The sequence below is a fragment of the Streptomyces sp. NPDC020965 genome, from assembly GCF_044333555.1.
Lineage (GTDB): Bacteria > Actinomycetota > Actinomycetes > Streptomycetales > Streptomycetaceae > Streptomyces.
In genome coordinates, this window is record NZ_JBIRRE010000001.1 from 140,019 (window position 1) to 166,701 (window position 26,683).

The following is a 26,683-nucleotide window of genomic DNA, read 5'->3' on the forward strand; positions in this document are numbered from 1 at the left end:
GGTTGTCAGGGTTTACGGGTGCGGTGTGCCCGGTGGCCGTCGGGGAACGGGCCGCGCCTCCCATGCCTCAGTCATCTCAGGCACCTCAGGCACCTCGGCCGCCTCCCGTCTGGCGATGGCCGTCCGGACCGCGTCGGTGAACGCCCAGAACCGGGGCAGTTGGTCGTTCCGCCGCCGATCGCGGGGGAGGAAGCGCCCGAACATGCTCCGGCGCAGTTCCTCGGTCAGCTCCAGTTGGGCGCCCATGCCGAGGGCGGTCCGGTTGCACGGGTTCCGGCGGTGGGTCCCCTCAAGACCCGCCACCGTGTTGGCGTCCCGCCAGGGGATGTCCGCTCGGCCCAGCTCCTCCTTGAGCAGGTCCTTGAACCGTTCGTCGAGACCTCCGACGACCGCGATATCGCGCCGCGGCCCCGGATCGGGCACCGAGGCGGCGTCACAGCCGTGCACGCCCAACGCGTGCGGGCCACCACCGGCCATCGCGAGGGCGATCGGGTCGTCACAGCCGATCGAGGTGACATGGAGCCGGGAGTTCTCCTCCTCAAGGAGTCCCTCGAACATCCAGTAGTCGTGGCGCGGCCCGCCCGCCAGGGGCCGCAGGGTGCCGGGGTGGTATCCGGCGACGGCGAGGCAGATCTCGGAGGTCCCGGCCTCGATCCCGCCACCGTGCGGGGCCAGGACGGTGGTACGGGAGGGGACCGGCCGCTGCGACCCCGTGTCGGACCACCCGTACCGCCGCCGGTAGTCCCGGCCCTCCACACGTACGGGGTCGGCGTAGATCTGGCGGTACGAGGTGTACTCCCGGCGCTTACCGTGCCGGTCGACGGGGGCGACGGCGGTGGCCGCCCACGGCTGCCGACCCGGGGCACCGGCGACGACGTCCGTGAACGCGGTGAGGACGGTGCTGCGATCAGTTTCGGTCATGATCCTATGATCGCCGGGTTCGGAGGCCCTCCCCGCCGGTCGGGGGTGTGATCCCGGACAGGGCGCCTGTCCGGGATCACGATCCTGTCGGGCCTCGACGACGGCTACGGCACGTCCCCTCGGCCCTTGGGGGCCTGGGGATGCCCCACGCCTCGGCCCGCGGGGCCCGGGAAGAGACCCCACGCCTCGGCCCGCGGGCACCTGGGGCCCACGCCTCGGCCCGCGGGGCCCGGGGGAAGACCCCACGCCTCGGCCCGCAGAACCCGGGGGCCATACCTCGGCCCGCGGGCCTGGGGAGAGCCCAGGCATCTGACGGTGCGGGCTGGTCCTCGAAGATCGCCCCGACAGGCGCTAAGGCACCGGCTCCAGGAACGGCGTCAGCAGCCCCGGCACGGCCGCCGCGGCGAAGTGGAGGCCCTCGCCCTCCTCGGCGTCGTACACCGAGTACGCGCCCGCTCCGGCCGCCGTCGTCGCGGTCAGCGTGAGCACACCGGCCCGCCGCTGGAAGACCGACTGGCGCACCACCCAGCCGATGACCCCGGCACGCTGGAGCGCCACGGTGGTGCGGCGGCCCACACCGGAGCGGGCGACCAGATATCCGCCGCTGAGGGCGTGCCCCAGATTGCGGTACGCGTCGAGCGCGAGGAACACCGCGAGCGGCAGCGCCACCAGCGCGTACCCGGCCACCAGGTAGCGCGGGAAGGAGGGGGCCCACCAGGCGACGGCGCCCAGCAGCGCGAGCGGGACGACGGCGGCAGCGAGCGCGGCGCGGAGCCGACGGGCGCGGGCCGCCCCCGGGTGCGGGATCAGGGGCGTCTCCGTGGGGGTGCGGGCCTCCCGCAGCACCCGTCCGGCCAGCTCACCGGCGACCGCGCGCGGCACCGGCGGCAGCAGCACCTTCAGCTCCGCCTGCTGGTCCCCGTCGCCGTGGGCGATACCGGTGGCAACGGCGTCCAGCCGGGCCGCGCCGAACAGTCTTATACCGAGCGGCTCGACCAGCTCCACCCCGCGCAGCCTGCGCTCCTCCATGGAGAGCGAGCGCGCGGTGAACAGTCCGCGCCGCACCCGCAGCGTCCCGCCCGCCTCCCGCTCCAGCCGGTAGTTCCACCACATCTCGACCCAGAGGCCGAGCGAGCCGACCATGCCGGCGGCCAGGGCCACGAGCGCGAGCACCACCACCATCACGACGACGGTCGTGTCCTGGAACCGGTCGCCCACCCAGCCGATGACCTCGCCCTGTGCCCCAAACCACTCACTGACCTGAAGGACGGCGCCGGCCGCCGCGCCGCCGAGCGCCGGGGCGACGAAGGTGAGGGGGGCGTAGCGGATCCAGGACAGGTCGACGGCGGCGAGCGGTCCCTCCGGGTGGGTGTCGGGGGTGGCGGCGGCGCGGCCGAGGAGTTCCCGGCGCAGCCGTTCGCCCTCCGCCTTGGTGACCGGGTCCAGCTCCAGCGTGGATTCGCCGCCGCCGCTCTGTTCGCCGGTGCCGATGCGGACCTTGACGAGGTCGAGTATCCGCAGCAGCGGATTGGCGGTCAGATCGACGCTGCGGACGCGTTCCCGCGCCAGCGAGCGGCGTTTGACCAGCAGTATCCCGGTGTGGAGTTCGACGCGCTCGGCGCCGACGCGGTAGCGGGTACGGCGCCAGTTGAGGTACTCGGCGGCGACGCCGCCGACGATGAGGAGCGCGGCGCCGCCGAGGAGGAGACCGAGGCCGAGATCGCCGCCGGGGCCGAGACCGAACCAGGCACCGCTGGAGAGTCCGAGCAGCACCGGGAGGCAGATGCCGGCCGCGAGGGAGGCCATGAGCGCGCCGGTGACGAGCAGGGCGCGCTTGTCGAGCCGCCGCCACTCCTGATCGCCGCCCACACCGGGCCCGTCGCCGGACGGCCGGTCGCCGAGTGACCCGTCGCCGGGCGGCTGCGGCTGTGATCCGCCTCCGGCCTCGGCGGGTGTCACGGGGGCCTCGGACGCGCCGTCACCAGGCGACCGGGCCCCGGTTCCGGCCGGCGTCGCCGGGCCCCCGGCCCCGGCCACGGCCTCGGCATCGGCGGGCGTGGCAGGGGTCCCGGCCCCGGCCCCAGCCTCAGCCCCGGGCAGGTCCCCCGTCATGTCGCGTCGCCCGGCGTCGCCTGGGTGATCCGTGTCAGCCGCTCCGCCAGCTCGGCCGCCAGCTCGTGGTCCAGCCCCTCGATCTTGATCTCTCCCTTGGAGGAGGCCGTGGTGACGGTGACCGTGGCGAGCCGGAAGAACCGTTCCAGCGGCCCGCGTACCGTGTCCACGGTCTGGATCCGGGACATCGGCGCGATCCGCCACTCCTGCAAAAACGCACCGGTACGGACGTACACCGCCTCGTCCGTGACCTCCCAGCGGTGCACCCGGAACCGCCACCCGGGCACGATCAGGGCCTCCAGCAGTCCACCGGCGCCGACCACCGCCGCCGCGCCCAGCAGCCAGTCACGCGCCGGGGTGATGAGGGAGCCGGCGACGACCAGGACCGCCGCGACCACGGCGGTACCGATCAGGGAGCGCATCCGCCACCAGCCGACGACCCGCTCGTTCAGCGTGTTGTGCGGCGGTCTCAGCCGGACCGCCCCCGCCCCTCCTGACCCCGCGACCATCAGCTCAACGCCCACGCAGCGCACGGTAGGCGGCGGTGAGCGCGGCGGTGGAACTGTCGAGCCCCGCTCCCCCGGTGCCCCCGGTCAGTACCGGGGCGATCTTCTTGGCGAGGACCTTGCCCAGTTCGACACCCCACTGGTCGAAGGAGTCGATGTGCCAGATCGCGCCCTGGACGAACACCTTGTGCTCGTAGAGCGCGATGAGCTGGCCGAGCACGGACGGGGTCAGCTCGTCGGCGAGGATCGTCGTGGTGGGGTGGTTGCCCCGGAACGACTTGTGCGGCACCAACTCCTCGGGCACCCCCTCCGCCCGTACCTCCTCCGGGGACTTGCCGAAGGCGAGCGCCTGGGTCTGGGCGAAGAAGTTGGCCATCAGCAGATCGTGCTGGGCGACCAGTCCGGCCGGCAGGTCCGGGACCGGCCGGGCGAAGCCGATGAAGTCGGCGGGGATGACCTTGGTGCCCTGGTGGATCAACTGGTAGTACGCGTGCTGTCCGTTGGTGCCGGGCGTGCCCCAGACCACGGGCCCGGTCTGCCACTCCACCGGATTGCCGTCCCGGTCCACGGACTTGCCGTTGGACTCCATGTCGAGCTGCTGGAGGTAGGCGGTGAACTTGCTGAGATAGTGCGAGTACGGGAGCACGGCGTGCGACTGGGCGTCGAAGAACCCTCCGTACCACACGCCGAGCAGGCCCAGCAGCAGCGGGGCGTTGGCCTCCGCCGGGGCGGTCCGGAAGTGCTCGTCCACCAGATGGAAGCCGTCGAGCATCTCCCGGAAGCGCTCCGGTCCGATGGCGATCATCAGGGAGAGGCCGATGGCCGAGTCGTACGAGTAGCGTCCGCCGACCCAGTCCCAGAACTCGAACATGTTCGCCGGGTCGATACCGAAGTCGGTGACCTTCTCGGCGTTGGTGGAGAGCGCCACGAAGTGCCGGGCGACAGCGTCCTGACCGGCGTCGAGGCCGGTGAGGAGCCATTCGCGCGCGGAGGTGGCGTTGGTGATGGTCTCGATGGTGGTGAAGGTCTTGGAGGCGACGACGAACAGCGTCTCAGCCGGATCCAGGTCCCGTACCGCCTCGTGCAGATCGGCGCCGTCGACGTTGGAGACGAAACGGAGGGTCAGCCCGCGCGCGGTGTAGGAGCGGAGCACCTCGTACGCCATCGCCGGACCGAGGTCCGAGCCACCGATACCGATGTTGACGATGTTCTTGATGGGCTTGCCGGTGTGACCGGTCCACTCCCCCGAGCGGACCCGCTCGGAGAAGGCGGCCATCCGGTCGAGCACGGCGTGCACCCCCGGCACCACGTTCTCGCCGTCGGCCTCGACGACCGCGTCCCGGGGGGCGCGCAGGGCCGTGTGCAGCACGGCCCGGTCCTCGGTGGTGTTGATCTTCTCGCCGCGGAACATCGCGTCCCGCAGGCCGGTCACGTCCGTCGCCACCGCCAGCTCGCGCAGCAGGGTCAGGGTCTCGTCGGTGACCAACTGCTTGGAGTAGTCGATGAGCAGATCCCCGACCCGCAGGGTGTACGCACCGCCGCGCCCCGCGTCGGCCGCGAACAGTTCACGCAGATGGGTCCCGCCCAGCCGCTCGCGGTGCTTGCCCAGCGCGATCCACTCGGGCGTCTGATTGAGCCGGGTACGGCCAGTTGCGTTCACTCGGACATCAGCTCACTTCTTCTCGTGCGTCCTGCCGCCCTTCCGCCTCCAACCTAATTGATCAGGCGAGTCGGCGACGGAATACGGGGGCGAGCGGTGTCGGCGCCGAATTGGCGTGTCAACGACCCATAACCGTCGCGGGAATGAAAAAAGTCCGGCCGGGAACACCATCCGATGATGTTCCCGGCCGGACCGTAAGTCTGGACGCCGGGCCCTATGACCTGGCTGCCCGGGCGTAAGCCTGAACGCCTGAGCGTAAGCGCTAGATCTCGCCGCGGAGTTTGGCGAGCGCCTCGGCGAGGATGGCCTCGCCGTCCGCGTCGCTGCGCCGCTCCCGTACATAGGCGAGGTGCGTCTTGTACGGCTCGGTGCGCGGCGGGTCCGGTGGACTGTCCCGGTCCTGACCGGCCGGGAACCCACAGCGCGGGCAGTCCCACGTGTCAGGGACCTGTGCGTCACTGGCGAAGCTCGGCTGCGTCTCGTGCCCGTTCGAGCACCAGAAGGAGATGCGCAGGCGTGGCGCGGACTCGCCGCGCTCGGCCTCGCCCATCGGCCCCGCTCCGACCCGGCTTCCCCGGATCGCGTTGCCACTTGCCACGGTCGTAACTCCCTGCGTGATGGTGCTGTACAGCGTCTCACAGCGGCTGCGCCGCGGTGCCACAGTCTACGTAAGCCCCAACGCTCGTCCAGGGATTGGAGTTACATCCCGGCGCGAGGCGGGAAAGCCGGTGAGTCAGCTGTCCAGTTTCATCAGCAGACCGAGCACCATGATGCAGGCGAACCACAGCAGACCGACCACCACGGTGATGCGGTCGAGATTGCGCTCGGCGACCGATGAACCACCGACGGACGACTGCATACCGCCGCCGAACATGTCGGAGAGGCCGCCACCCTTCCCCTTGTGCATCAGCACGAGCAGCATCAGAAGCAGGCTGAAGACGATCAGGGCGATCGAGAACCCCATAACCACGGCTGAACCCTACTTCCTGGCAATTCTCTGGATACTTCTACGGACGACGGGGGCCTGGGCAAAGCCACAGGCCCCCGCAAGGGTACGACGGATCGGCGCTACCGCATACTCACTGGTCGCGGAATCGGACGATCTTGACAAACTCCTCGGTGTCCAGCGCGGCGCCGCCCACGAGAGCGCCGTCCACATCGGGCTGCTCCATGATCGCGGCGACATTGCCGGACTTCACCGAGCCGCCGTACTGGATGCGGACCTTGTCGGCCAGCTCCTGGGAGTACAGCTCGGCCAGCCGCCCGCGGATCGCCGCGCAGACCTCCTGCGCGTCCTGCGGGGTGGCGACCTCGCCGGTGCCGATCGCCCAGACCGGCTCGTACGCGATCACGATCGTCTCGGCCTGCTCGGCCGGGACGTCCTTCAGCCCGCCGTCGAGCTGGGCCAGCGTGTGCGGGACCTGCTGGCCCGCCTTGCGGACGTCCAGGCCCTCGCCGACGCAGAGGATCGGGGTGATGCCGTGCTTGAAGGCGGCCTTCACCTTGGCGTTGCAGATCTCGTCCGTCTCGGCGTGGTACTGACGGCGCTCGGAGTGGCCCACGGCGACGTAGGCGCACTTCAGCTTGGCCAGCATCGCGCCGGAGATCTCCCCGGTGTACGCGCCGGAGTCGTGCGCGGAGATGTCCTGCGCGCCGTACTTGATCTTCAGCTTGTCGCCGTCGACCAGGGTCTGCACGGAGCGCAGATCGGTGAAGGGCGCCAGCACGGCGACCTCGACGGTCTCGTAGTCCTTGTCCGCCAGGGCGAACGCGAGCTTCTGGACATGGGCGATGGCCTCAAGGTGGTTGAGGTTCATCTTCCAGTTGCCCGCCATCAGCGGGGTGCGCGTACTCATGAAAGTGTCAGTCCTCCAGTGCGGCGAGGCCGGGCAGCGTCTTGCCTTCGAGGTATTCGAGGCTTGCGCCGCCGCCTGTCGAAATATGGCCGAATGCCTTCTCGTCGAAGCCCAGGATCCGCACCGCGGCGGCGGAGTCTCCGCCACCGACCACGGTGAAGGCCCGGGAGTCGAGCAGCGCCTGGGCGACGGCCTTGGTGCCCTCGGCGAAGTCGGGGTGCTCAAAGACGCCCATCGGGCCGTTCCAGAAGACGGTGGCCGTGTCGGCGAGCTTCGAGGCGTACAGCTTGCGGGTCTCGGGGCCGATGTCCAGCCCCATCCGGCCGGCCGGGATGGCGTCCGCGGCGACGGTCTCGGGGTGGGCGGGGGCCTTGGTCTTCATGTCCGGGAACGCCGGCGCGACCAGGACGTCGACGGGGAGCACGAACTCCACGCCCTTCTCCTCGGCGCGCTTGAGGTACTCCTTGACCACCGGGACCTGGTCCTCCTGGAGCAGCGAGGTGCCGGTCTCGTGGCCCTGGGCCTTGAGGAAGGTGAAGACCATGCCGCCGCCGATCAGGATGCGGTCGGCCTTCTCCAGCAGGTGGTCGATGACACCGAGCTTGTCGGAGACCTTGGCGCCGCCGAGGACGACGGCGTACGGCCGCTGGACGTCGTCGGTGAGCTTCTTCAGGACGCCGACCTCGGTGGCGATGAGATAGCCGGCCGCGTGCGGCAGCCGGGCCGGGAGGTCGTAGACCGAGGCGTGCTTGCGGTGGACGGCGCCGAAGCCGTCCCCGACGTACACATCGGCGAGGGCGGCGAGGCTGTCGGCGAAGGCGGCGCGCTCGGCGTCGTCCTTGCTGGTCTCACCGGGGTTGAAGCGGAGGTTCTCCAGCACCGCGACCCGGCCGTCGGCGAGCCCGTCGACCACGGTCCGCGCCGATTCGCCCACGGTGTCGGTGGCGAACGCGACCTCGGCACCGAGCAGCTCCCCGAGCCGCGCGGCGGCGGGGGCGAGCGAGAAGGCCGGGTCCGGGGCGCCCTTGGGGCGGCCCAGATGGGAGGCGACGATGACGCGGGCGCCCGCGTCGGCGAGCTTGGCGACCGTCGGCAGGACGGCGCGGATGCGGCCGTCGTCGGTGATCGTGGTGCCGTCGAGCGGCACATTGAGGTCGGCGCGGACAAATACCCGCTTGCCCGAGACCCCTTCGGCAAGCAGTTGGTCGATCGTCTTCATGGACAGGACTCCTCGGAGGACTGGACGTGCGACAGGGCCCGGACCGCGCTGCGCTGCGCCGCCCGAGCCCTGTCGCTCACATCGTGGTGCTCTCGTCGCTGATCTGGGCCGTGCCGGTGAGCAGAGCCGTCAGAGCTGGCTGCCGACGAAGACCGTGAGGTCCACGAGGCGGTTGGAGTAGCCCCACTCGTTGTCGTACCAGCCGAGGATCTTGACCGAGTTGCCGCCCTGGACCATGGTCAGGGAGGCGTCGAAGGTGCAGGACGCCGGGTCGCTGACGATGTCCGAGGACACGATCTGGTCCTCGGTGTAGACCACGATGCCCTTGAGCTCGCCGTCGGCGGCCTTCTTGAACGCGGCGTTGACCTCGTCCTTGGTGACCTCGCGGGCGAGCTCGACCACCAGGTCGGTGGCGGAGCCGGTGGGGACCGGGACGCGCATGGCGATGCCGTCCAGCTTGCCCTTGAGCTGCGGAAGAACCAGGGCGGTGGCCTTGGCGGCACCCGTCGTGGTCGGAATGATGTTCTCCGCGGCGGCGCGGGCGCGGCGCAGGTCCTTGTGCGGGAAGTCGAGGATGCGCTGGTCGTTGGTGTAGGCGTGGACCGTGGTCATCAGACCGCGGACGATGCCGAAGTTCTCGTCGAGAACCTTCGCCATCGGCGCCACACAGTTGGTGGTGCAGGAGGCGTTCGAGATGACGTGGTGGTTGGCCGCGTCGTACTTGTCCTCGTTGACGCCCATCACGATGGTGATGTCCTCGTCACTGGCCGGAGCCGAGATGAGGACCTTCTTGGCGCCGCCGGCGAGGTGCTTGGCGGCGTCGGCCTTCTTGGTGAAGATGCCGGTCGACTCGATGACGACGTCGACGCCCAGCTCACCCCACGGGATGTCGGCGGGGTTGCGCTCGGACAGCACCTTGATGGTGCGGCCGTCCACGGTGATGGTGTCTGCGGTGTGGGACACCTCGGCCTTGAGACGACCCAGAATGGTGTCGTACTTCAGCAGGTGTGCGGTGGTCGCGGTGTCACCCAGGTCGTTGACAGCCACGATCTCGATGTCCGCACCCTGCTCCAGCAGCGCGCGGAAGTAGTTACGCCCGATGCGGCCAAAGCCGTTGATGCCTACGCGGATCGTCACGAACCGATCTCCTCGTTGGTACGCCGGTTTTTGACTGCCGGCGAGTTGTATGGGATGTCCCCGACCGCTTACGACCCTACCTCTCTGGGCGCTCCGAGGTGACATCGGAGGCGCCGGACGGCGAGACGGCGGCCCGTACCCCCCGGTAGGGGGCGCGGGCCGCCGTCACCTGCGCTGTCGCCCGCGCCGGGAGCGGCTCCCGGCGCGGATCTCAGCGGCCGAGCGCCGTGAACGCCTTTCCGAGGAGTCGGCGCCGGTCAGCCGCATTGGACACGTGTTCGAGGCCGAAGCCGATGAGCACGGTGTCCCGGGTGGTGACCGCGCTGGCGGACGGATAGAGGTCCTGGCTGCGTGCCCAGCCACCGCGCGGCGCCGGACTGCCCGGCGGGGCATCCGCCACCGCCCAGGGGCCGAGGGAGGTCTCGAAGCCCTCGGCGGCCTGCTCACCGCCGCCCGTCACCAGCCGGGTGTCGTCGACGAAGACACCGCGACCGCCGTCACTGGGGTCGGTGATGTACGAGACGGAGAGCTCGATCCGCTTGCCCGCGTAGGCGCTCAGATCGAAGGACGCCGCCCGCCAGCCGTCGGAGGCCCCGGTGAAGGAGTTCCAGGCGCCGGTGGTGCCGGTGGGCACACAGCGGCCGTCACCCAGCGTGAGATAGCGCTTGAGGAACGGGTGCGCGTTGATGTAGAAGCCCGCGTCGCACTCGGTCGGCACGGTGGTCCTGGTGCCGCCGTTGGCGTCCGGCAGCGTGGTCCAGTCGTCCTGGCCGACCGTGTGGACCTCGACCACCGCGTTGTCGTAGCCGGGCTCCGTGTTGAAGCTGAGCCGCAGATTCAGCTTCGGGGCGTCGGCGGCGGTGGTCCCGGTCAGGTCGAGCGAGCGGCTCAGCCGCATCCAGGAGGTGTTGCGGTGCGCGGCGGCCGCGTACCACTGGCCCTCGTACGGGGAGAACGGCATCCGGACGCCCGGATAGTCGCCCGCCGCCGCACTGCGGAACTGCGGGAACCGGTCGGGCGGCAGGCTGTCCGAGGTGATGGTGTACGCGCCCGACGCGTCCAGCGGGTTGCCGGGCGCGTCGGCGAGCCCGGCCGGCGCTCCCGCGAGCCGCCCGGCGCCCTGGAAGGCGGTGGCCCCGGCGAGCGAGGCCCGCAGGGAGGCGCCCAGGTAGTACTGGGCGAAGTCGTCGCTCATCGCCCGGCCGAGGTTGGCGCTGCCACCGGCCCGCTCGCCCGTGGTGACGAGCTTCCCGCCCTCATTGACGTAGGCGCGCACGGCCTGGGTGGTGGACCAGGAGGGGGCCGCCGCGCCGGTGTACCAGACGGCGGTACGGAAGTGGCTGAGGACGCCCAGCGGGTGCGGGCGGCCCTGGGTGGCGACGTCCCAGACGGCGCCGCGCTTCTTGTTGCCGGCGAGCGCCTCCGTGTAGAGGGCGGAATGCCGTGCGGCGGTCGTACCGCCCTCCTCGGCGATCACCAGGGTGTCGGCGCGGGGCCGCTCGGCGACCGTGTAGGTGAAGGGCGTGCTGGAGGTGGGTTTCCCGTCCCGCGACCGCCCGGTGAACCAGACCTCGACGGTGTCGCCGACCTCGGCGTCCTCGACCTCGGCGCGGTACTCGTCGAAGCGGATGTTGTCGGTGCCGCCGAAGGTCCTGCCGCCGCGCCACGCCTCCAGGTCCTCGTCGTGGACCCGGCCGCCGTTGATGCGGTAGCGCAGCTCCTTGTCCCGCAGGGACTTCCGGGCGACGACCGAGACCTCCTGGTCACCGCCGCGTGCGTAGGAGACGGTGAAGGGGTCGGGGGTGAAGTCGGGGGAGGTCAGACCGATCGGGGAGGCCGGCCGGTCGGGGGTGAGCGAACTCTCCGCCACGGAGAGCGCGAACGCGATGTTGGTGGCGAACTCCCGCTGGATCAGCTTCTCGTCGTCGGGGAAGGTGAAGACCGAGGCGCAGTCGGCCGCGTTCCAGGCGTCGTTGGGATCGACCCGGGATGCGGTGGCGCAGGTGGACATCTCGGGGGTGTACATCATCATCCCGTTGACGTTGGACGCGTGTCCGTTGGCCTCACCGTTGGTGATGTACAGCTCGGAGGAGACCTGCGGGCGGTAGCCGGGGATGCCGGAGTTCCCCGGGGTGCCGGCGATGGTCCGGTACGCGACGTCATCGGGGGTCGCCGTGGCGACCTGCCAGCCCACCCCGTACAGCAGCAGTTCGGCGGCGGAGTGGTAGTTGATGCCGTACTGGAAGCCGATCCGCTTCTGGAAGGCGTCGATGACCTTGGTCTCGGGCTCGGAGCCGGGCGCGGTGCCCCGATAGGTCTCGTCGAAGGGGTCGGGGGACGAGCCCTCGTTGTCATAACCCCATTTGTAGGAGAAGTTGCGGTTGAGGTCGACACCGTCGGCGGCGGTGATCCGGCCGTCGGCGTTGTTGTCCCGGAGGTTCTTGCGCCACTGGCGCTCCGCCGTGCCGGTGAAGGTGTGGTCGTAGCCGTCCGGGTTGGCGGAGAGGACGAACCACAGCTCACTGGAGTCCACCAGCCGGGTGATCCGCGGGTCCTTGCCGTAGTTCGTGAGGTAGTGGTGCATCAGCCGCCGGGTCATCTCCGGGGTGATCCACTCCCGCGCGTGCTGGTTGGACATGTAAAGGGTCGCCGGCTTGGCGCCGTCGCGGATGGTCTTGGCGCCCTTACTGATCTTCAGGGCGAGGATGTCCTGGCCGTTGACCGACTTGCCGATGCTGATGGCCTTGGTGAGGCGGGGATTGGCCTGGGCGGTGGCGAGTATCTCCCGCTGGAGGCCGTTGTCACCGGCGTACGGGCGGAAGACGCCGTCGCCGGCCGCCTCGACGCGCTGGCGGGCGGCGGCGGAGAGGGTGTGCTCGGTGATGGTGACGCCCTGCCCGCGCAGTTCACCGGCCTGCTCCGCGGTGAGGTGGAGTTCGATGGTGGCGGTGCCATCGGCGGGCACCCGCTCACCGAGTTCATGACCGTCGACGCCCGCCGCGATGATCAGCGGGATCTGGGCCTTGGTGACCTTCGCGTGCCATACGGAGAGTCCGTCACCGGAGTCGTCCCCGCTGCTGCCCTGCTTGCCGTACTTGCCGCTCGCACCGGTCCCGTTGCTCGCGCCGCTGGCGGCGCCGGGTTCGGCCTGGGCGAGTGGTGTGACCGCCAGAGTGCCGGTCAGCAGTGCGACGGTGGCGAGAATCGATCTCGCTCTGCGTCTCATGAGCCCCCCTTGCTGGTGTCTGCCGTGCTGGTGAGTGCCAGGAAAGTGAACAGACGCCAGACTCTTGAGCCCCCATGGCCATGTCAATACAAACGGCCGGATGTATGAGCCGGATACCTGCATGAGTACGTGGGGGAACCGGCGGGGAGGCCGGCCGGGGTCTCATGGGGCTCGCCGTCGGTGCGGGTCCGGTGGGGCACGCGCCGCGGCGCGGTCGAGTGCCCGTCGAGTGCCCGTCGGGTGCCGGTCGGGTGCCGGTCGGATGTCTGCTGGGGCCCGCCCCATGATCCGCACCGGCGGCTGGCGGCGGACGGCCCGAGCGGCCCCCGGGCCGCGGCACGGGCCCCCGGCCCGGGGTGCGGTCGGGCGGGCCGGGGTGCGGTCGGGCCGTCCGAGGTCCCCGCTGAGGCCCGCGAGCAGGCGGGACGGGCGGCGCGGTCGCCGCTCAGACCCGGGAGCAGGCGGCGCGGCGCACCGGGACACCGCTGAAGCCCGGGAGCGGTCGGACCGGGACACCACTGAAGCCCGGGAGCGGTCGGCGCGGGCGCCCCCAGGTCACCGCTGAGGCCCGCGAGCAGGCGGCGCGGGCGCCCCCAGGTCACCGCTGAGGCCCGCGAGCAGTCGGCGCGGGCGGCGCGGGTCGCCGCTAGGGCCAGGGAGAGCGGGCGGGGCGACGGAGGGGGTCGTACGGGTGGTCTCAGCCCACCAGGCCGTCCGCCATCTCCTCCGTGAGGTTGGACTCCGTCCCGGGAATGCCCAGGTCCTGCGCCCGCTTATCCGCCATCGCCAGCAGCCGGCGGATCCGGCCCGCGACCGCGTCCTTCGTCAGCGGCGGGTCGGCGAGCGCGCCCAGCTCCTCCAGCGACGCCTGCTTGTGCTCCATCCGGAGCCGGCCGGCCGCGGCGAGATGCTCCGGCACCTCCTCGCCCAGGATCTCCAGCGCCCGCTGCACCCGGGCTCCCGCGGCCACCGCCGCGCGGGCCGAGCGCCGCAGATTGGCGTCGTCGAAGTTGGCGAGCCTATTCGCGGTGGCGCGGACCTCGCGCCGCATCCGCCGCTCCTCCCAGGCGAGCACCGACTCGTGCGCACCGAGCCGGGTCAGCAGGGCGCCGATCGCGTCACCGTCCCGGACGACCACCCGGTCGACGCCGCGCACCTCGCGCGCCTTCGCAGCGATGGAGAGCCGCCGCGCCGCGCCCACCAGGGCGAGGGCCGCCTCCGGTCCCGGGCAGGTGACCTCAAGCGAGGAGGACCGGCCGGGCTCGGTCAGCGAACCGTGCGCGAGGAAGGCGCCGCGCCAGGCGGCCTCCGCGTCACAGGTCGCACCGGAGACCACCTGCGGCGGCAGCCCCCTGATCGGCCGGCCGCGGCCGTCCACGAGACCGGTCTGGCGGGCGAGCTGGTCGCCGCCGGCGACGACCCGTACGACATAGCGGGAGCCCCGGCGCAGCCCTCCGGGGGCCATCACCATCAGCTCGGAGCCATGGCCGAAGATCTCCAGGATGTCCCGCTTCAACCGCCGGGCGGCGATGCCGGTGTCCAGCTCCGCCTCGATCACAATGCGCCCGCTCACCAGGTGCAGCCCGCCCGCGAATCGCAGGATCGCCGAGACCTCCGCCTTTCTGCAGCAGGTCCGGGTGACGGGAAGCCGGGAAATCTCATCCTTCACCGCTGCCGTCATCGCCATGGGCCGATCCTTCCATGCATCCGAAAAATACGGTCGTACGCGGCGGCCAACAGCTCCGGATCATGCTTCGGAAACCCGTCGGGCGAGGCCACGGGCGCCAGCTCGACCGCCGCGCCGAGCCGCTTGGCGGCGTCGGCGAGCAAGGAGCGGTCGGGCACAGCGGCCTCGTCGGCCAACACCACGTCCAGGGTGAGTTTAGGCGCGTGTCGTCCCAAAACCTCCAAATGACGCTGCGGTGAGAAGCCTTCTGTTTCACCCGGCTGGGGCGCCAGATTGAGTGAGAGCACCCGGCGCGCCTTGGTCTCCACCAGCGCGTCGAGCAATTCGGGCACCAGCAGATGGGGGATCACCGAGGAGAACCAGGATCCGGGTCCCAGAACCACCCAGTCGGCGTCAAGAACGGCCGCAACCGCCTCCGGAACGGCGGGCGGGCCGTGCGGTACGAGGTGGACCGACTGGACCTCGCCGGGGGTGAGCGCGACGGTCGCCTGGCCCCGTACGGTGTCCACCGCGTCCGGGCGCGCCGGATCGTGTCCCCGTACCAGCGCCTGGAGCTCCAGCGGCACCGCGGACATCGGCAGTACCCGCCCGTGCGCGCCGAGCAGCCGGCCGACCAGGTCCAGCGCCTGGACATGGTCGCCGAGCTGTTCCCACAGCGCCACGATCAGCACATTGCCGACCGCGTGCTCATGCAGATCGCCCTGGGACTGGAAGCGGTGCTGGATCACCCGGGCCCAGGTCTGGCCCCAGTCGTCGTCACCGCAGAGGGCGGCGAGGGCCTTGCGCAGATCCCCCGGGGGCAGCACGCCCAGCTCCTCGCGGAGCCGGCCGCTGGAGCCCCCGTCGTCGGCCACGGTGACGACGGCGGTGAGGTCGCCGGTGATACGGCGCAGCGCCGCGAGCGAGGCGGACAGGCCCATGCCGCCGCCGAGGGCGACGACCTTGGGCTGTGCGCCGCGCTTGCGGTTGGTGGGCCCGAGGGACCTGCGCAGTCGCCGCAGCCGCAGGGATCGTCCGGTCACTCGCGCCCCATGTCCCGGTGGACGACAACGGTCTCGACACCGGCGCCGGAGAGCCGGGCGGCGAGCTTCTCGGCGGTGGCCACCGAACGGTGCTTGCCGCCCGTGCACCCGACGGCCACGGTCACATAGCGCTTGCCCTCACGGCGGTAGCCGGCCGCGATGAGCTGGAGCAGCTCGGTGTAGCGGTCGAGGAACTCCTTGGCGCCGGGCTGGTTGAAGACGTAGTTCGACACCTCTTCGTTGAGCCCGCTGAAGGGGCGCAGCTCGGGCACCCAGTGCGGGTTGGGCAGGAAGCGCATGTCGACCACGAGGTCCGCGTCGACGGGCAGCCCGTACTTGAAGCCGAAGGACATGACGGTGGCCCGCAGCTCGGGCTCCTCGTCGCCCGCGAACTGGGCGTCCATCTTGGCGCGCAGCTCGTGGACGTTGAGGCTGGAGGTGTCGATCACCAGGTCGGCGTCGCCGCGCAGCTCCCGCAGCAGATCGCGCTCGGCGGCGATGCCGTCGACGATCCGGCCGTCGCCCTGGAGCGGGTGCGGCCTGCGCACCGATTCGAACCGGCGCACCAGGGCGTCGTCGGACGACTCCAGGAAGACGATGCGGCGGGTGACCTGCTTGGCGTCCAGGTCGGCGAGCGATTCGCGGAGGTTGTCGAAGAACCGCCGTCCCCGGACGTCCACGACCACGGCGATCCGGGCCACATTGCCCTGCGAGCGGGCGCCCAGCTCCACCATGGTCGGGATCAGCGCGGGGGGCAGGTTGTCGACCACGAACCAGCCGAGGTCCTCCAGACACTTGGCGGCCGTGCTACGCCCGGCGCCGGACATGCCGGAGATGATGACCAGCTCGGGGATGGCCGCCTCCGCGGCACCGCCGGGCTCGGTCGTGGTGCCCGTACTCACGTCTGCTGCTCCGTCTCGGTCGTGCTCACTCATGACGTACTGCCCCCGTCGTTCTCTTCAATGATCTCTCCTGTTGCCGTATTCACGGCCGGGGCGGCCGGGGCCGCCTGGGCAAGGGCCACGACCACGGACTCAGCGGTCTTGCGGCCCATGCCGGGTACTTCGCAGATCTGCTCGATTGTGGCCTGTCGCAGCCGCTTCACCGAGCCGAAATGCTTGATCAGCGCCTGCTTCCGGGTCTCACCGAGGCCGGGGACGGCGTCCAGGGGGCCGGTGCGGATGCGTTTGGTCCGCTTGGAGCGCTGGTAGCGGATGGCGAAGTCGTGTGCGGTGTCCCGGACCCGCTGGAGGAGATAGAGGCCCTCGCTGGAGCGGGGCAGCACGACCGGGTCACCCTCGCCGGGGAGCCAGACCTCCTCCAGCCGCTTGGCCAGGCCGCAGACCGCGACGTCGTCGATGCCCAGCTCGTCCAGGGCCCGCTGGGCGGCGGCGACCTGGGGCGCGCCGCCGTCGACCACGACGAGCTGGGGCGGGTAGGCGAAGCGGCGGGGGCGGCCGTCGTCATCGGCGGGGACCGCGTGTGCGGAGGAGGTGACGGCGGGCGGGAAGGGCGCCGGGGCCGCTGTCGGGTCCGGCGCGGGCTGCGGGTCCGGAGCGGCGGCCGGGGCGCCAGCGGGGTGCGGGACCGCGACGGCGGGATCCGGGGCGGGAGCGGCGGCCGGGTCGGAGGAGGCTGCCGGAACCGGGGCCGGGGTCGGCGCGGCGAGCGGGCGGGCGGCGTCGTGGGGAGCCTCGGGGGTGCCGGGGGTGTTGCCGGGGGTGTTGCCGGGGGTGCCGGGAGTGTCAGGGGCGCTGGGGGCGCCGGGGGTACTGGGGTCGCCGGCGTCGTCGGCGCCGATCCACTCCCCCGTCCGGTCCTTCTCCGCCAGATAGCGGCGGAAGCGCCGGCTGACCACCTCGTGCATCGAGCGGACGTCGTCCTGCCCCTCGAAGCCCTTGATCTGGAAGCGGCGGTACTCGCTCTTGCGCGGCAGCCCGTCCTCGAAGACGACCATGGAGGCGACGACGTCCTCACCCTGGAGGTGCGAGATGTCGAAGCACTCGATCCGCAGCGGTGCCGAGTCCAGGCCGAGCGCCTCGGCGATCTCCTCCAGCGCCCGCGAGCGGGTGGTGAGATCGCTGGCGCGCTTGGTCTTGTGCAGGGCGAGCGACTGCTGGGCGTTGCGGCGGACCGTCTCCATCAGGTCCTTCTTGTCGCCGCGCTGGGGGATGCGCAGCGACACCTGGGAGCCGCGGCGGTCGCTCAGCCACTGGCCGACGGTCTCCGCCTGCTCGGGGAGGGCGGGCACGAGGACCTCCTTGGGGACGGAGTCGCCGCTCTCCTCCCCATACAACTGCTGGAGGGCGTGCTCGACGAGGCCGGCCGTGTCGACGGCCTCGACCTTGTCGGTGACCCAGCCGCGCTGTCCGCGCACCCGTCCGCCCCGGACGTGGAAGATCTGGACGGCGGCCTCCAGCTCGTCCTCCGCGACGGCCATCAGATCGGCGTCGGTGGCGTCCGCGAGCACGACGGCGTTCTTCTCCAGGGCGCGCCGGAGCGCTCCTATGTCGTCCCGGAGGCGGGCGGCCCGCTCGTACTCCATCTCCTCGGCCGCCGCGGTCATCTGCTTCTCCAGCCGGCGGATGTAGGTGCCCGCGCGGCCGGCCATGAAGTCGCAGAACTCCTCGGCGAGTTCGCGGTGCTCCTCGGGGGTGACCCGGCCGACACAGGGCGCGGAGCACTTGCCGATGTAGCCGAGGAGGCAGGGGCGGCCCTTCTGCTGGTGGTTCTTGAGGACCCCGGCCGAGCAGGTGCGGACGGGGAAGACCCGGAGCATCAGATCGACGGTCTCGCGGATCGCCCACGCCTGGCCGTACGGCCCGAAGTAGCGCACGCCCTTGCGCTTGGCGCCGCGCATCACCTGGACCCGCGGGAACTCCTCGTTCAAGGTCACGGCGAGGTAGGGATAGCTCTTGTCGTCGCGGTACTTGACGTTGAACCGGGGGTCGTACTCCTTGATCCAGGAGTATTCGAGCTGGAGCGCCTCGACCTCGGTGGAGACCACCGTCCACTCCACCGAGGCGGCGGTGGTGACCATGGTGGCGGTGCGCGGGTGCATGTTCGCCAGGTCCTGGAAGTAGTTGGCCAGGCGCTGGCGCAGGCTCTTCGCCTTCCCGACGTAGATCACCCGGCGGTGCTCGTCGCGGAATTTGTAGACCCCCGGAGAGTCGGGGATCTCTCCCGGCTTGGGGCGGTAGCTGGAGGGGTCGGCCATACTGCCCACCCTACTTGCGGGCACCGACAGTCCGGCCGGGTGCCACCGCCACGCGGTCGCGCCCGCCGTCCGGAGGGACGGCGGGCGCGACGGGCGCGGCGGCGCGATGACCGGGGGTCCCGGGCACGTCACCACCCGGTGCCGGAGCCCGTCGCGGGCGTCCGGTGCGGGACGGTGCGGGACCCCCGGTCGGGGATCGCGGTCCGGGGTCGCGGTCCGAGAACCGCGGCCCGAGAACCGCGGCCCGGGGGCAGTGGGCCGTCATCCCGTGCCCTCGGGGTGACGGCCCGTGATCCCGGGCTGGGCCCCGCGATCAGGCGCGGCGGCGGAACCGCACCGCCGTCAGGGCGCACAGGGCGACGGCGAGCACCGCGCCCGCCCCGGCCGCGACCGAGGCGACGGTGATCGCGGCGTCGTCCCGCTCCCCGGGGACCTCCGACGCGGTCGTCGTGGCGGCCACGGCCGCCCCGCCGGCCTCGGCGGACTGGTCGTAGCCACCGGCCACACCCTTCTTCGCGTACGCCGTGCCGGGGAGCTTGTCGGCGTAGGCGGCGCGGACCCGGGTCCCGTAGGCGGCGAGCGTGGTCCCCTTGGCACCGATCGCGCGGGTCGCGTCCTCGTCCAGCGGGAGCACCTTCGTCCCCTTGGTGACGTACCAGCCGTCGATCTGCGGTTCCCGGAAGACCGTGCCGCCGGGGAGCTTGGCGGCGCCCAGGCCGGTGTACCGGAACTCGTCGTCGCCGGTGGCGATGTTCACCACCTGCCACTGGCTGCCCTGGCGGGCCGCCCACACGGACGCCTTCTGTCCGTCGGAGGACACCGCCGGGGTGGCGAGGAACTCCGTACGGGCGATGGGAGCGCCCTTCTTCCCGGCCACGAACTCCGGTGTGAGCGTCAGCACGGGCACGGTCCCGCCCTGGGCGCGGGGAGCCGCCGCGGACCTGGCGACCGCTCCCTCCCGGGCGAAGAAGCGGGAGAGCGTGTCCATGGTGGCGGGGGCGGTGGCCGCGGCACGGGCCGCCGTCACATCGGCCGCCGTGGGGCCGGGGTCGGGGGCCGCGCTGGCCGTGCCCGTGCCGATGAAGCCGAGCGCGAGGCAGGTTCCGATGCCGGCGACGGTGGCGCGGACGGCGGTGTTCCCGCGGGCTGCTGAGGTTCGCCTCATCGCGGTCACGCCCCGATCCGGTAGAGCGAGTGGGTCCAGGAGAAGGAGTTGTTGTTGACGTACCACGCGTGGGAGGCCCAGTTGTAGCGGTCGCTGGTCTGCCAGGGATCGCCCCAGTAGACCCAGCTGTTGGCGGTGTCATAGCCGTAGATGACATGCATATGGCCACCACCGCTCGACCACTGGATGCGCGTCTCGATGGGACGGTTCGCATTGATCTCGGTCTGCACGGCCGGGTAGACCAGCCAGTTCGAGATGTACGAGCCGGGGCGGATCCCCGCCCAGCGCAGCCCGGTCTGTACATTGCCGAGCGTGGCCTGGTTGTTGGGGCACTCGGTGTTCTGCTGGCGGTTGAAGGACGCGTTGCAGAACTGGTTCTGGGAGTAGTTCTTCCCGTAGTACGCGGCGATGGTGTTGCCACCGGCCGCCCAGCACCAGTTGGTCTTCAACTGGGCCTGCATGGTCATGTTGAGCCGCTTGGAGGCGAGGGCGGCCCGGGGAGCTGTGGTGTCGGTGACACTGGTCACGGCGGGGTCGGCGGCGGGCACGGCGGTGGCCGACGACAGGGGCAGGGTGACAAGGGCGGCGAGCACGGCCGCTATGGCGGCTAGCCGTCTCTTGGTTGGGCGCATCGCGATCCTCCCTGAGGGATGGTGGGGGTGGAGGAGCGCGTCCGGACGCTGGGCTTGAGCATCGATCCTTGTCGCGAGCAGGTCAACACGGTTCAATGCGGGGACACGGCGCTGTGAACACCACGGCCGCGATGTGAACAGGACCGTCCCGCCATACCTGGCCGGCCGGCCTCGCGGGCCCACCCGGCCGGCCCCAGTCGTGAACATTCACTGAGTGCCGGCGTGCGGGCCGGCACAGCAAGAAGCCCCTGGAGGGTTCCCATGGGTCACACCGAGGCCGATCTGGCACAGGTGCTGCACACCGGACCGTTCCACCTGGCGCTGCGCGCCGCCCTGGCACTGCGCGGCCTACCGCTCCAGCGAGTCCAGCACCATCTCGCCCACCGCGGCATCAAGGTCGGTGTCACCAGCCTCAGTTACTGGCAACAGGGCGCGCGGCGGCCCCAGCGGCCCGAGTCGTTGCGGGCCGTACGCGCCCTGGAGGAGGTGCTCGAACTCCCCGGGAACTCCCTGACCCGGCTGCTCGACATCGGCGAGGGCGCACGGACCGACGTCGACCGCCCGGCCGCGCGGTCCTACCGTTCCCTGCTGGAGGTCTCCGGCACGGTGGAACGGCTGCTGGCGGATCTGGAGACGCCGATGGACGGCGGGCTGCACACCGTGGGCCACCACGAGCGCATACGGATCGGGGTGCGCCGGGAGCTGGTGGGCCGCGACTCGCGGCATGTCGTACGGGCGCACCGCGACGGGGTGGACCGCTACCTCGCCATCCACCACGGCGACCCCGGCTGTGATCCTGCGGGGGTCCGGGTGAGCGCGCTGGAGAACTGCCGTACGGGGCGGGTGCGCTCGGACGGGGAGACCGGGGTGGTCGTCGCCGAGTTGCTCTTCGACGCTCGGCTACGGGCGGGGGAAACGTATCTCTTCGGCTATGGCTTCGAGGACGGCACCGGAGGCCCGAGCACCGAGTACGTGCGCGGTTTCACCTACGCCGGCGGACAGTACGTACTGCAGGTGCGGTTCGACGACGGCGCGCTGCCGGTGCGGTGCCGACGGTTCGCCCAGGCCACGACGGGCGCCCCGCGGGGCGCCCGCACCGATCTGACGTTGAGCGGCCGGCACCGTACGGTCCATCTGGTGGAGCAGGGCGTTCGGCCGGGCATCCTCGGGATCGACTGGGACTGGGACTGACGGGCCGGCGTGGCGGCCGTCGATCACGGAGCCCTGACCTGGAGGTCCCGGCCTGGAGCGGGGATCGCGCGCCGAGGGCCCCGGTACGGGCCGGGGATCGCGCGCCGAGGATCCCGGTACGGGCCGGGGCTACGCTTCGGGACCCGCGACGAGCTTTCCGGCCTTCGCCGTGATCGGAACCTCATGGAGCGGCACCGTCGCCGGGCCCACCAGCACCTTCCCGGTCGTGACGTCGAAGCGGCTGCCGTGGCACGGGCAGTTCCCCTCCAGCTCCTCGACCTTGTCCAGGGGGCAGCCCGCGTGGGTGCACTGGGCCAGGAACGCCTTGTACTCGCCCTCGGCCGGGCAGCTCACGACCACACGCTGCTCGCGGTAGAGCCGGGCGCCGCCGACCGGGACAGCATCGGCCGCCCCGAGGTCGACGGGCTTGTCCAGGACCGGGTCCTTGGCACGGCCGAGCTTGGAGTCGGTCGAGCAGGCGGCGGCCCCGAGACCGGCCGCACCCGCGAGGGCGACACCTTTCAGCACGGTGCGACGGGCGGCTGAGGAGAGGCCGGACATGAGAACTCCACTGTTCAGGGTGTCGATCGGGTGGGGGCGCCACGGGGATCGGACATGGGCGACCCACCCGACAATACCGACGTGAACGAGCCGTCCCGATGGCGGGCTCCCTCCCGCGCGGCGCGGTCATGGGTTACGTTCTGGCCCGTGATCGTCGTCGCCGGAGAGTCCTTGATCGACCTGGTCCCGCTGGCCCCCGGAGGGCACGGCGAGCCCCTGCCGCCGCTGTCGCCCCGCCCCGGCGGCGGTCCCTACAACACGGCCGTCGCGCTGGGGCGGCTCGGCGGACGGGCCGCCTTCTGCTCCCGGATCTCCACGGACGGCTTCGGGGAGGCCCTGCTCGCCGGGTTGCGGACGGCCGGGGTGGACACCTCCCTGGTCGCGCGCGGCCCGGAGCCGACGACCCTGGCCGTCGCCTCCATCGGCGCGGACGGTTCGGCGGGCTACGGCTTCTATGCGCTGGGCACCGCGGACCGGCTCTTCGAACTGCCACCACCACTGCCGGAACCAGTACGGGCGGTGGCCTTCGGCACCCTCTCCCTGGTGCTGGAGCCGGGCGCGAGCGCGTACGAGGAACTACTGCGGAGGGAGGCCGGGCGGGGACTGTTCACCCTGCTCGACCCGAACGTCAGGACCGGCCTGATCCCGGACCCGGACGCCTACCGGCGACGATTCGAGAGCTGGCTGCCGGACGTCTCGCTGCTGAAGCTCTCGGAGGACGACGCGGGCCGGCTGGGCGGAGTGCCCCGGGGGCCCGCCGCGGTGGTGCTAACCCGGGGTGCGGACGGGCTGACCGTACGGACCCGGGGCGGCCTGGAGGTCTCCGTACCGGCCGTCCCCGTGCGGGTCGCGGACACGATCGGCGCGGGCGACACGGTGAACGCCGCGCTGCTCCACGGTCTGGCGGCGCGCGACGCGCTGTCTCCCGAAGCGCTGCCGGAGCTGGGTCCGGAGGACTGGCGCGAGGTGCTCCACTTCGCTGCGCGGGCGGCGGCGGCCACCTGTTCCAGGGCGGGTGCGGAACCTCCGTACGCCTACGAACTCCATCCGTAGACCCGTCCCCCGCCCCACTGCGGAGCAGCACGCGGCCCGAACCGCCCGGGACTCCCGCACCAGGCCGAGCCGAGCCCGCCGACGGCCTCGGGCGCCGCTCCCACACGGCAGCCACGGATCCCTTCCGGCCACCTCTGCCGGTGGGGGGGCCACCCGGTGGTGCCCACCAGCCACTCCGACCGCATCCGACCACCTCCGCGCCGGGAAACGCCGAGGGGCACCCGCCCGCGCCCCTCGGGGTGCGGGCGAGTGCCCCTTCGGTCGGCGTCAGGCCCGGCGCGCCCGAGCCGTCGTGCCCTTGGCGGTCACCGTCTTCTTCGCCGCCGCCTTCTTGGCGACCGGCTTCGCGGCGGCCTTCTTGGCAACAGCCTTCTCCGCGGCCGTCCGCGGCGCGGTGGCCTTCCGCGTGACCGTCTTCCGCGCGGCGGCGCCGGTGCCCGCGGCCTTGGCTCCCGCGGCCTTGGCTCCTGCCGTCTTCGCGCCGGAAGCGGCGGCGACGGTGGCCTTACCGGCCGCCGCACCCTTCGCGACAGCCTTCGTCCGCTTCGCCGCGGGCTTTCTCGCCGGGGAGCGCGTCCCCGACATCCCCGCCTCGCTGATCCGCTCCGCGTCCAGGACCTCCCGCAGGAACTTGCCGGTGTGGCTCGCCGGCACCCCGGCGACCTCCTCCGGTGTGCCCTCGGCGACGACAAGACCGCCGCCGTTGCCGCCCTCGGGGCCCATGTCCACGACCCAGTCCGCCGTCTTGATGACGTCGAGGTTGTGCTCGATGACGATGACGGTGTTGCCCTTGTCGACCAGGCCGGAGAGGACCGTGATCAGCTTGCTGATGTCCTCGAAGTGCAGACCGGTCGTCGGCTCGTCCAGCACATAGACCGTGCGGCCGGTGGAGCGCTTCTGCAGCTCCGACGCCAGCTTCACCCGCTGTGCCTCACCGCCGGAGAGCGTCGGCGCGGACTGACCGAGGCGCACATAGCCGAGACCGACCTCATGGAGCGTCCGGAGGTGGCGGGCGATCGTCGGAACCGCCTCGAAGAAGGTCAGGGCCTCCTCGATCGGCATGTCCAGCACCTCAGCGATGGACTTGCCCTTGTAGTGGACCTCCAGGGTCTCCCGGTTGTACCGCGCGCCGTGGCAGACCTCGCACGGGACGTAGACATCCGGCAGGAAGTTCATCTCGATCTTGATCGTGCCGTCACCGGAGCAGTTCTCGCAGCGACCGCCCTTCACATTGAAGGAGAACCGGCCGGGGAGGTAACCCCGGACCTTGGCCTCCATCGTCTCCGCGAAGAGCCTGCGGACATGATCGAAGACGCCGGTGTACGTCGCGGGGTTGGAACGCGGCGTGCGACCGATGGGCGACTGGTCGACGTGCACCACCTTGTCGACGAGATCGTCGCCGTCGACCCGGGTGTGGCGGCCCGGTACGGACTTCGCGCCGTTCAGCTCGCGGGCGAGGTGGGTGTAGAGGATGTCGTTGACCAGCGTGGACTTACCGGAACCGGAGACACCGGTGACGGCGGTGAGCACACCGAGCGGGAAGGAGACCTCGATGTCCCGAAGGTTGTTCTCCCGGGCGCCGTGGACCGTGAGGCGCCGCCCCGGGTCGGTCGGCCGGCGCAGCTCGGGCGTCGGAATGGACCGCTTCCCGGAGAGGTACTGCCCGGTCAGCGACTCCTTGGTGGTCAGCAGCTCCTTCAAGGGGCCGGAGTGCACGACCTTGCCGCCGTGCTCACCGGCGCCGGGGCCGATGTCCACGACCCAGTCGGCCACCTTGATGGTGTCCTCGTCGTGCTCCACGACGATGAGGGTGTTGCCCATGTCACGGAGTCGGACGAGGGTCTCGATCAGCCGGTGGTTGTCGCGCTGGTGCAGACCGATGGAGGGCTCGTCCAGCACATAGAGCACGCCGACGAGACCGGAGCCGATCTGGGTGGCGAGCCGGATGCGCTGGGCCTCGCCGCCGGAGAGGGTGCCGGCCGCGCGGTTGAGCGAGAGGTAGTCCAGGCCGACGTCGACCAGGAACCGCAGCCGCTCATTGACCTCCTTGAGGACCCGCTCGGCGATCTTCTTGTCGCGGGCGTTCAGCTTCAGCCGGCCGAGGAACTCGGCGCAGTCGCTGATCGACATCGCGGCGACCTCGGCGATGGACTTCTCCATGACCGTCACCGCGAGGACGATCGGCTTCAGCCGGGTGCCCTCACAGGTCGGACAGGGCACCTCGCGCATATAGCCCTCGAAGCGCTCCCTGCTGGTGTCGCTCTCGGCCTCCTGGTGCCGCCTGCGGACGAACTGGACGGCGCCTTCGAAGGCGGGGGTGGTGTAGGCCCGCTCCCTGCCGTACCGATTGCGGTAGCGGACCTCGACCTGGGTCTTGTGGCCGTGCAGCAGGGCCTTCTTGGCGCGCTGGGGCAGTCCGCCCCAGGGCATGTCGACCGAGAACCCCAGCGCATCGGCGAGGCCGCCGATGAGCCGCCCGAAGTACTCCTTGGTGTGTCCGTGGGACCACGGGTGGATGGCGCCATCGGCCAGGGACTTCCCCTCGTCCGGGACGATCAGCTCGGGGTCGACCTCCATCCGGGTGCCGATGCCGGTGCAGTCGGGGCACGCGCCGAAGGGGGAGTTGAACGAGAAGGACCGGGGCTCCAGCTCCTCGAACGACAGATCGTCGTATGTGCAGTACAGGTGCTCCGAGAACATCCGCTCGCGCTCGGGATCGTCCTCGGGGAGGTCCACGAAGTCGAGCACGACCATGCCGCCGGAGAGTCCGAGCGCGGTCTCGACCGAATCGGTCAGCCGCCGCTTGGCGCCCTCCTTGACGGTGAGGCGGTCCACGACCACCTCGATGGTGTGCTTCTCCTGCTTCTTCAGCGTGGGCGGCTCGGCGAGCTGGATCGTGACGCCGTCGACGCGGGCCCGGCTGTACCCCTTGGTCTGGAGGTCGGCGAAGAGATCGACGAACTCGCCCTTGCGCTCGCGCACCAGCGGCGAGAGCACCTGGAACCGGCTGCCGTCGGGCAGCTCAAGCACCCGGTCGACGATGGCCTGCGGCGACTGGCGCGCGATGGGGCGCCCGCACTCGGGACAGTGCGGCTTGCCGATCCGGGCGAACAGCAGCCGGAGGTAGTCGTAGACCTCCGTGATGGTGCCGACCGTGGAGCGCGGATTGCGCGAGGTCGACTTCTGGTCGATGGAGACGGCCGGGGAGAGGCCCTCGATGAAATCGACGTCCGGCTTGTCCATCTGCCCCAGGAACTGGCGGGCGTACGAGGACAGGGATTCCACATAGCGGCGCTGGCCCTCGGCGAAGATCGTGTCGAAGGCGAGCGAGGACTTGCCCGACCCGGAGAGCCCCGTGAACACGATGAGGGAGTCGCGGGGGAGGTCGAGCGAGACGTTCTTGAGATTGTGCTCACGAGCGCCGCGAACGATGAGACGGTCGGCCACGCCGGGTCCGCACCTTTCTAGAGAAGTCGGGGGGAGAAGCGGGGGCACGGGCCCCGGTCCCAGACCTTTCC

Annotated in this window: 20 protein-coding genes; 2 read left to right on the forward strand and 18 right to left on the reverse strand. The window is 71.3% G+C overall.

Going from position 1 to position 26,683, the window contains the following annotated elements; genetic code table 11:
• Window positions 1–12: 12 nt before the first annotated feature.
• The 16 genes from ACH4S7_RS00645 to ACH4S7_RS00720 form a co-directional block, all read right to left on the reverse strand.
• Complete coding sequence (locus ACH4S7_RS00645) at window positions 13–921, reverse strand: poly-gamma-glutamate hydrolase family protein (RefSeq protein WP_398518858.1); 909 nt, start codon at window positions 919–921, stop codon at window positions 13–15.
• 351 nt (window positions 922–1,272) lie between these two features.
• The gene (locus tag ACH4S7_RS00650; protein WP_398519975.1) at window positions 1,273–2,727 is read right to left on the reverse strand and encodes a PH domain-containing protein; all 1,455 of its coding nucleotides are present in this window, start codon (window positions 2,725–2,727) and stop codon (window positions 1,273–1,275) included.
• A gap of 302 nt (window positions 2,728–3,029) precedes the next feature.
• Entirely contained in the window at window positions 3,030–3,542 is a 513-nt protein-coding gene (locus ACH4S7_RS00655; protein ID WP_398519976.1) for a PH domain-containing protein, read from the reverse strand.
• 4 nt (window positions 3,543–3,546) lie between these two features.
• Window positions 3,547–5,199 (reverse strand): glucose-6-phosphate isomerase, encoded by a 1,653-nt coding sequence (gene pgi, locus ACH4S7_RS00660; RefSeq protein WP_398518859.1) that lies wholly within the window; start codon window positions 5,197–5,199, stop codon window positions 3,547–3,549.
• Window positions 5,200–5,461: 262 nt separating this feature from the next.
• Window positions 5,462–5,797 (reverse strand): RNA polymerase-binding protein RbpA, encoded by a 336-nt coding sequence (locus ACH4S7_RS00665; protein ID WP_079110552.1) that lies wholly within the window; start codon window positions 5,795–5,797, stop codon window positions 5,462–5,464.
• Between the two features lie 135 nt (window positions 5,798–5,932).
• A complete protein-coding gene (gene secG / locus ACH4S7_RS00670; protein WP_398519977.1) occupies window positions 5,933–6,163 on the reverse strand; it encodes a preprotein translocase subunit SecG in 231 nt (76 codons plus the stop codon).
• Window positions 6,164–6,278: 115 nt separating this feature from the next.
• A complete protein-coding gene (gene tpiA, locus ACH4S7_RS00675; RefSeq protein WP_398518860.1) occupies window positions 6,279–7,055 on the reverse strand; it encodes a triose-phosphate isomerase in 777 nt (258 codons plus the stop codon).
• A 7-nt stretch (window positions 7,056–7,062) separates the two neighbouring features.
• Complete coding sequence (locus ACH4S7_RS00680; RefSeq protein ID WP_398518861.1) at window positions 7,063–8,274, reverse strand: phosphoglycerate kinase; 1,212 nt, start codon at window positions 8,272–8,274, stop codon at window positions 7,063–7,065.
• A gap of 129 nt (window positions 8,275–8,403) precedes the next feature.
• Window positions 8,404–9,411 carry a type I glyceraldehyde-3-phosphate dehydrogenase gene (gene gap, locus ACH4S7_RS00685; protein WP_398518862.1) on the reverse strand — a complete coding sequence of 336 codons (1,008 nt, stop codon included), beginning with the start codon at window positions 9,409–9,411 and terminating at the stop codon, window positions 8,404–8,406.
• 211 nt (window positions 9,412–9,622) lie between these two features.
• Window positions 9,623–12,637 carry a M14 family zinc carboxypeptidase gene (locus ACH4S7_RS00690; protein WP_398518863.1) on the reverse strand — a complete coding sequence of 1,005 codons (3,015 nt, stop codon included), beginning with the start codon at window positions 12,635–12,637 and terminating at the stop codon, window positions 9,623–9,625.
• A 697-nt stretch (window positions 12,638–13,334) separates the two neighbouring features.
• Complete coding sequence (gene whiA / locus ACH4S7_RS00695) at window positions 13,335–14,324, reverse strand: DNA-binding protein WhiA (RefSeq protein ID WP_360873779.1); 990 nt, start codon at window positions 14,322–14,324, stop codon at window positions 13,335–13,337.
• A complete protein-coding gene (gene yvcK / locus ACH4S7_RS00700) occupies window positions 14,315–15,346 on the reverse strand; it encodes a uridine diphosphate-N-acetylglucosamine-binding protein YvcK (RefSeq protein WP_398518864.1) in 1,032 nt (343 codons plus the stop codon). The genes whiA and yvcK overlap by 10 nt, the downstream gene beginning before the upstream one ends.
• On the reverse strand, window positions 15,343–16,281 hold the full coding sequence (gene rapZ / locus ACH4S7_RS00705; RefSeq protein ID WP_398518865.1) for an RNase adapter RapZ: 939 nt from the start codon (window positions 16,279–16,281) through the stop codon (window positions 15,343–15,345). Before rapZ ends, yvcK begins: the two co-directional genes overlap by 4 nt.
• Entirely contained in the window at window positions 16,278–18,563 is a 2,286-nt protein-coding gene (gene uvrC / locus ACH4S7_RS00710; protein WP_398518866.1) for an excinuclease ABC subunit UvrC, read from the reverse strand. Before uvrC ends, rapZ begins: the two co-directional genes overlap by 4 nt.
• A gap of 313 nt (window positions 18,564–18,876) precedes the next feature.
• Window positions 18,877–19,728 carry a hypothetical protein gene (locus ACH4S7_RS00715; protein WP_398518867.1) on the reverse strand — a complete coding sequence of 284 codons (852 nt, stop codon included), beginning with the start codon at window positions 19,726–19,728 and terminating at the stop codon, window positions 18,877–18,879.
• A gap of 5 nt (window positions 19,729–19,733) precedes the next feature.
• Window positions 19,734–20,360 (reverse strand): papain-like cysteine protease family protein, encoded by a 627-nt coding sequence (locus ACH4S7_RS00720; RefSeq protein ID WP_398518868.1) that lies wholly within the window; start codon window positions 20,358–20,360, stop codon window positions 19,734–19,736.
• Window positions 20,361–20,621: 261 nt separating this feature from the next.
• Here ACH4S7_RS00720 and ACH4S7_RS00725 point away from each other — a divergent pair, with 261 nt between their 5' ends.
• Window positions 20,622–21,551 carry a hypothetical protein gene (locus ACH4S7_RS00725; RefSeq protein WP_398518869.1) on the forward strand — a complete coding sequence of 310 codons (930 nt, stop codon included), beginning with the start codon at window positions 20,622–20,624 and terminating at the stop codon, window positions 21,549–21,551.
• A gap of 129 nt (window positions 21,552–21,680) precedes the next feature.
• Here ACH4S7_RS00725 and ACH4S7_RS00730 read toward each other — a convergent pair whose 3' ends face one another.
• Complete coding sequence (locus ACH4S7_RS00730) at window positions 21,681–22,112, reverse strand: Rieske (2Fe-2S) protein (protein ID WP_398518870.1); 432 nt, start codon at window positions 22,110–22,112, stop codon at window positions 21,681–21,683.
• Window positions 22,113–22,259: 147 nt separating this feature from the next.
• Between ACH4S7_RS00730 and ACH4S7_RS00735 the strand changes: the two genes are divergently transcribed.
• Window positions 22,260–23,165 carry a carbohydrate kinase gene (locus tag ACH4S7_RS00735; protein ID WP_398518871.1) on the forward strand — a complete coding sequence of 302 codons (906 nt, stop codon included), beginning with the start codon at window positions 22,260–22,262 and terminating at the stop codon, window positions 23,163–23,165.
• 267 nt (window positions 23,166–23,432) lie between these two features.
• Here ACH4S7_RS00735 and uvrA read toward each other — a convergent pair whose 3' ends face one another.
• Window positions 23,433–26,612, reverse strand: coding sequence for an excinuclease ABC subunit UvrA (gene uvrA / locus ACH4S7_RS00740; RefSeq protein WP_398518872.1), 3,180 nt, complete (start codon window positions 26,610–26,612; stop codon window positions 23,433–23,435).
• Window positions 26,613–26,683 lie beyond the last annotated feature (71 nt).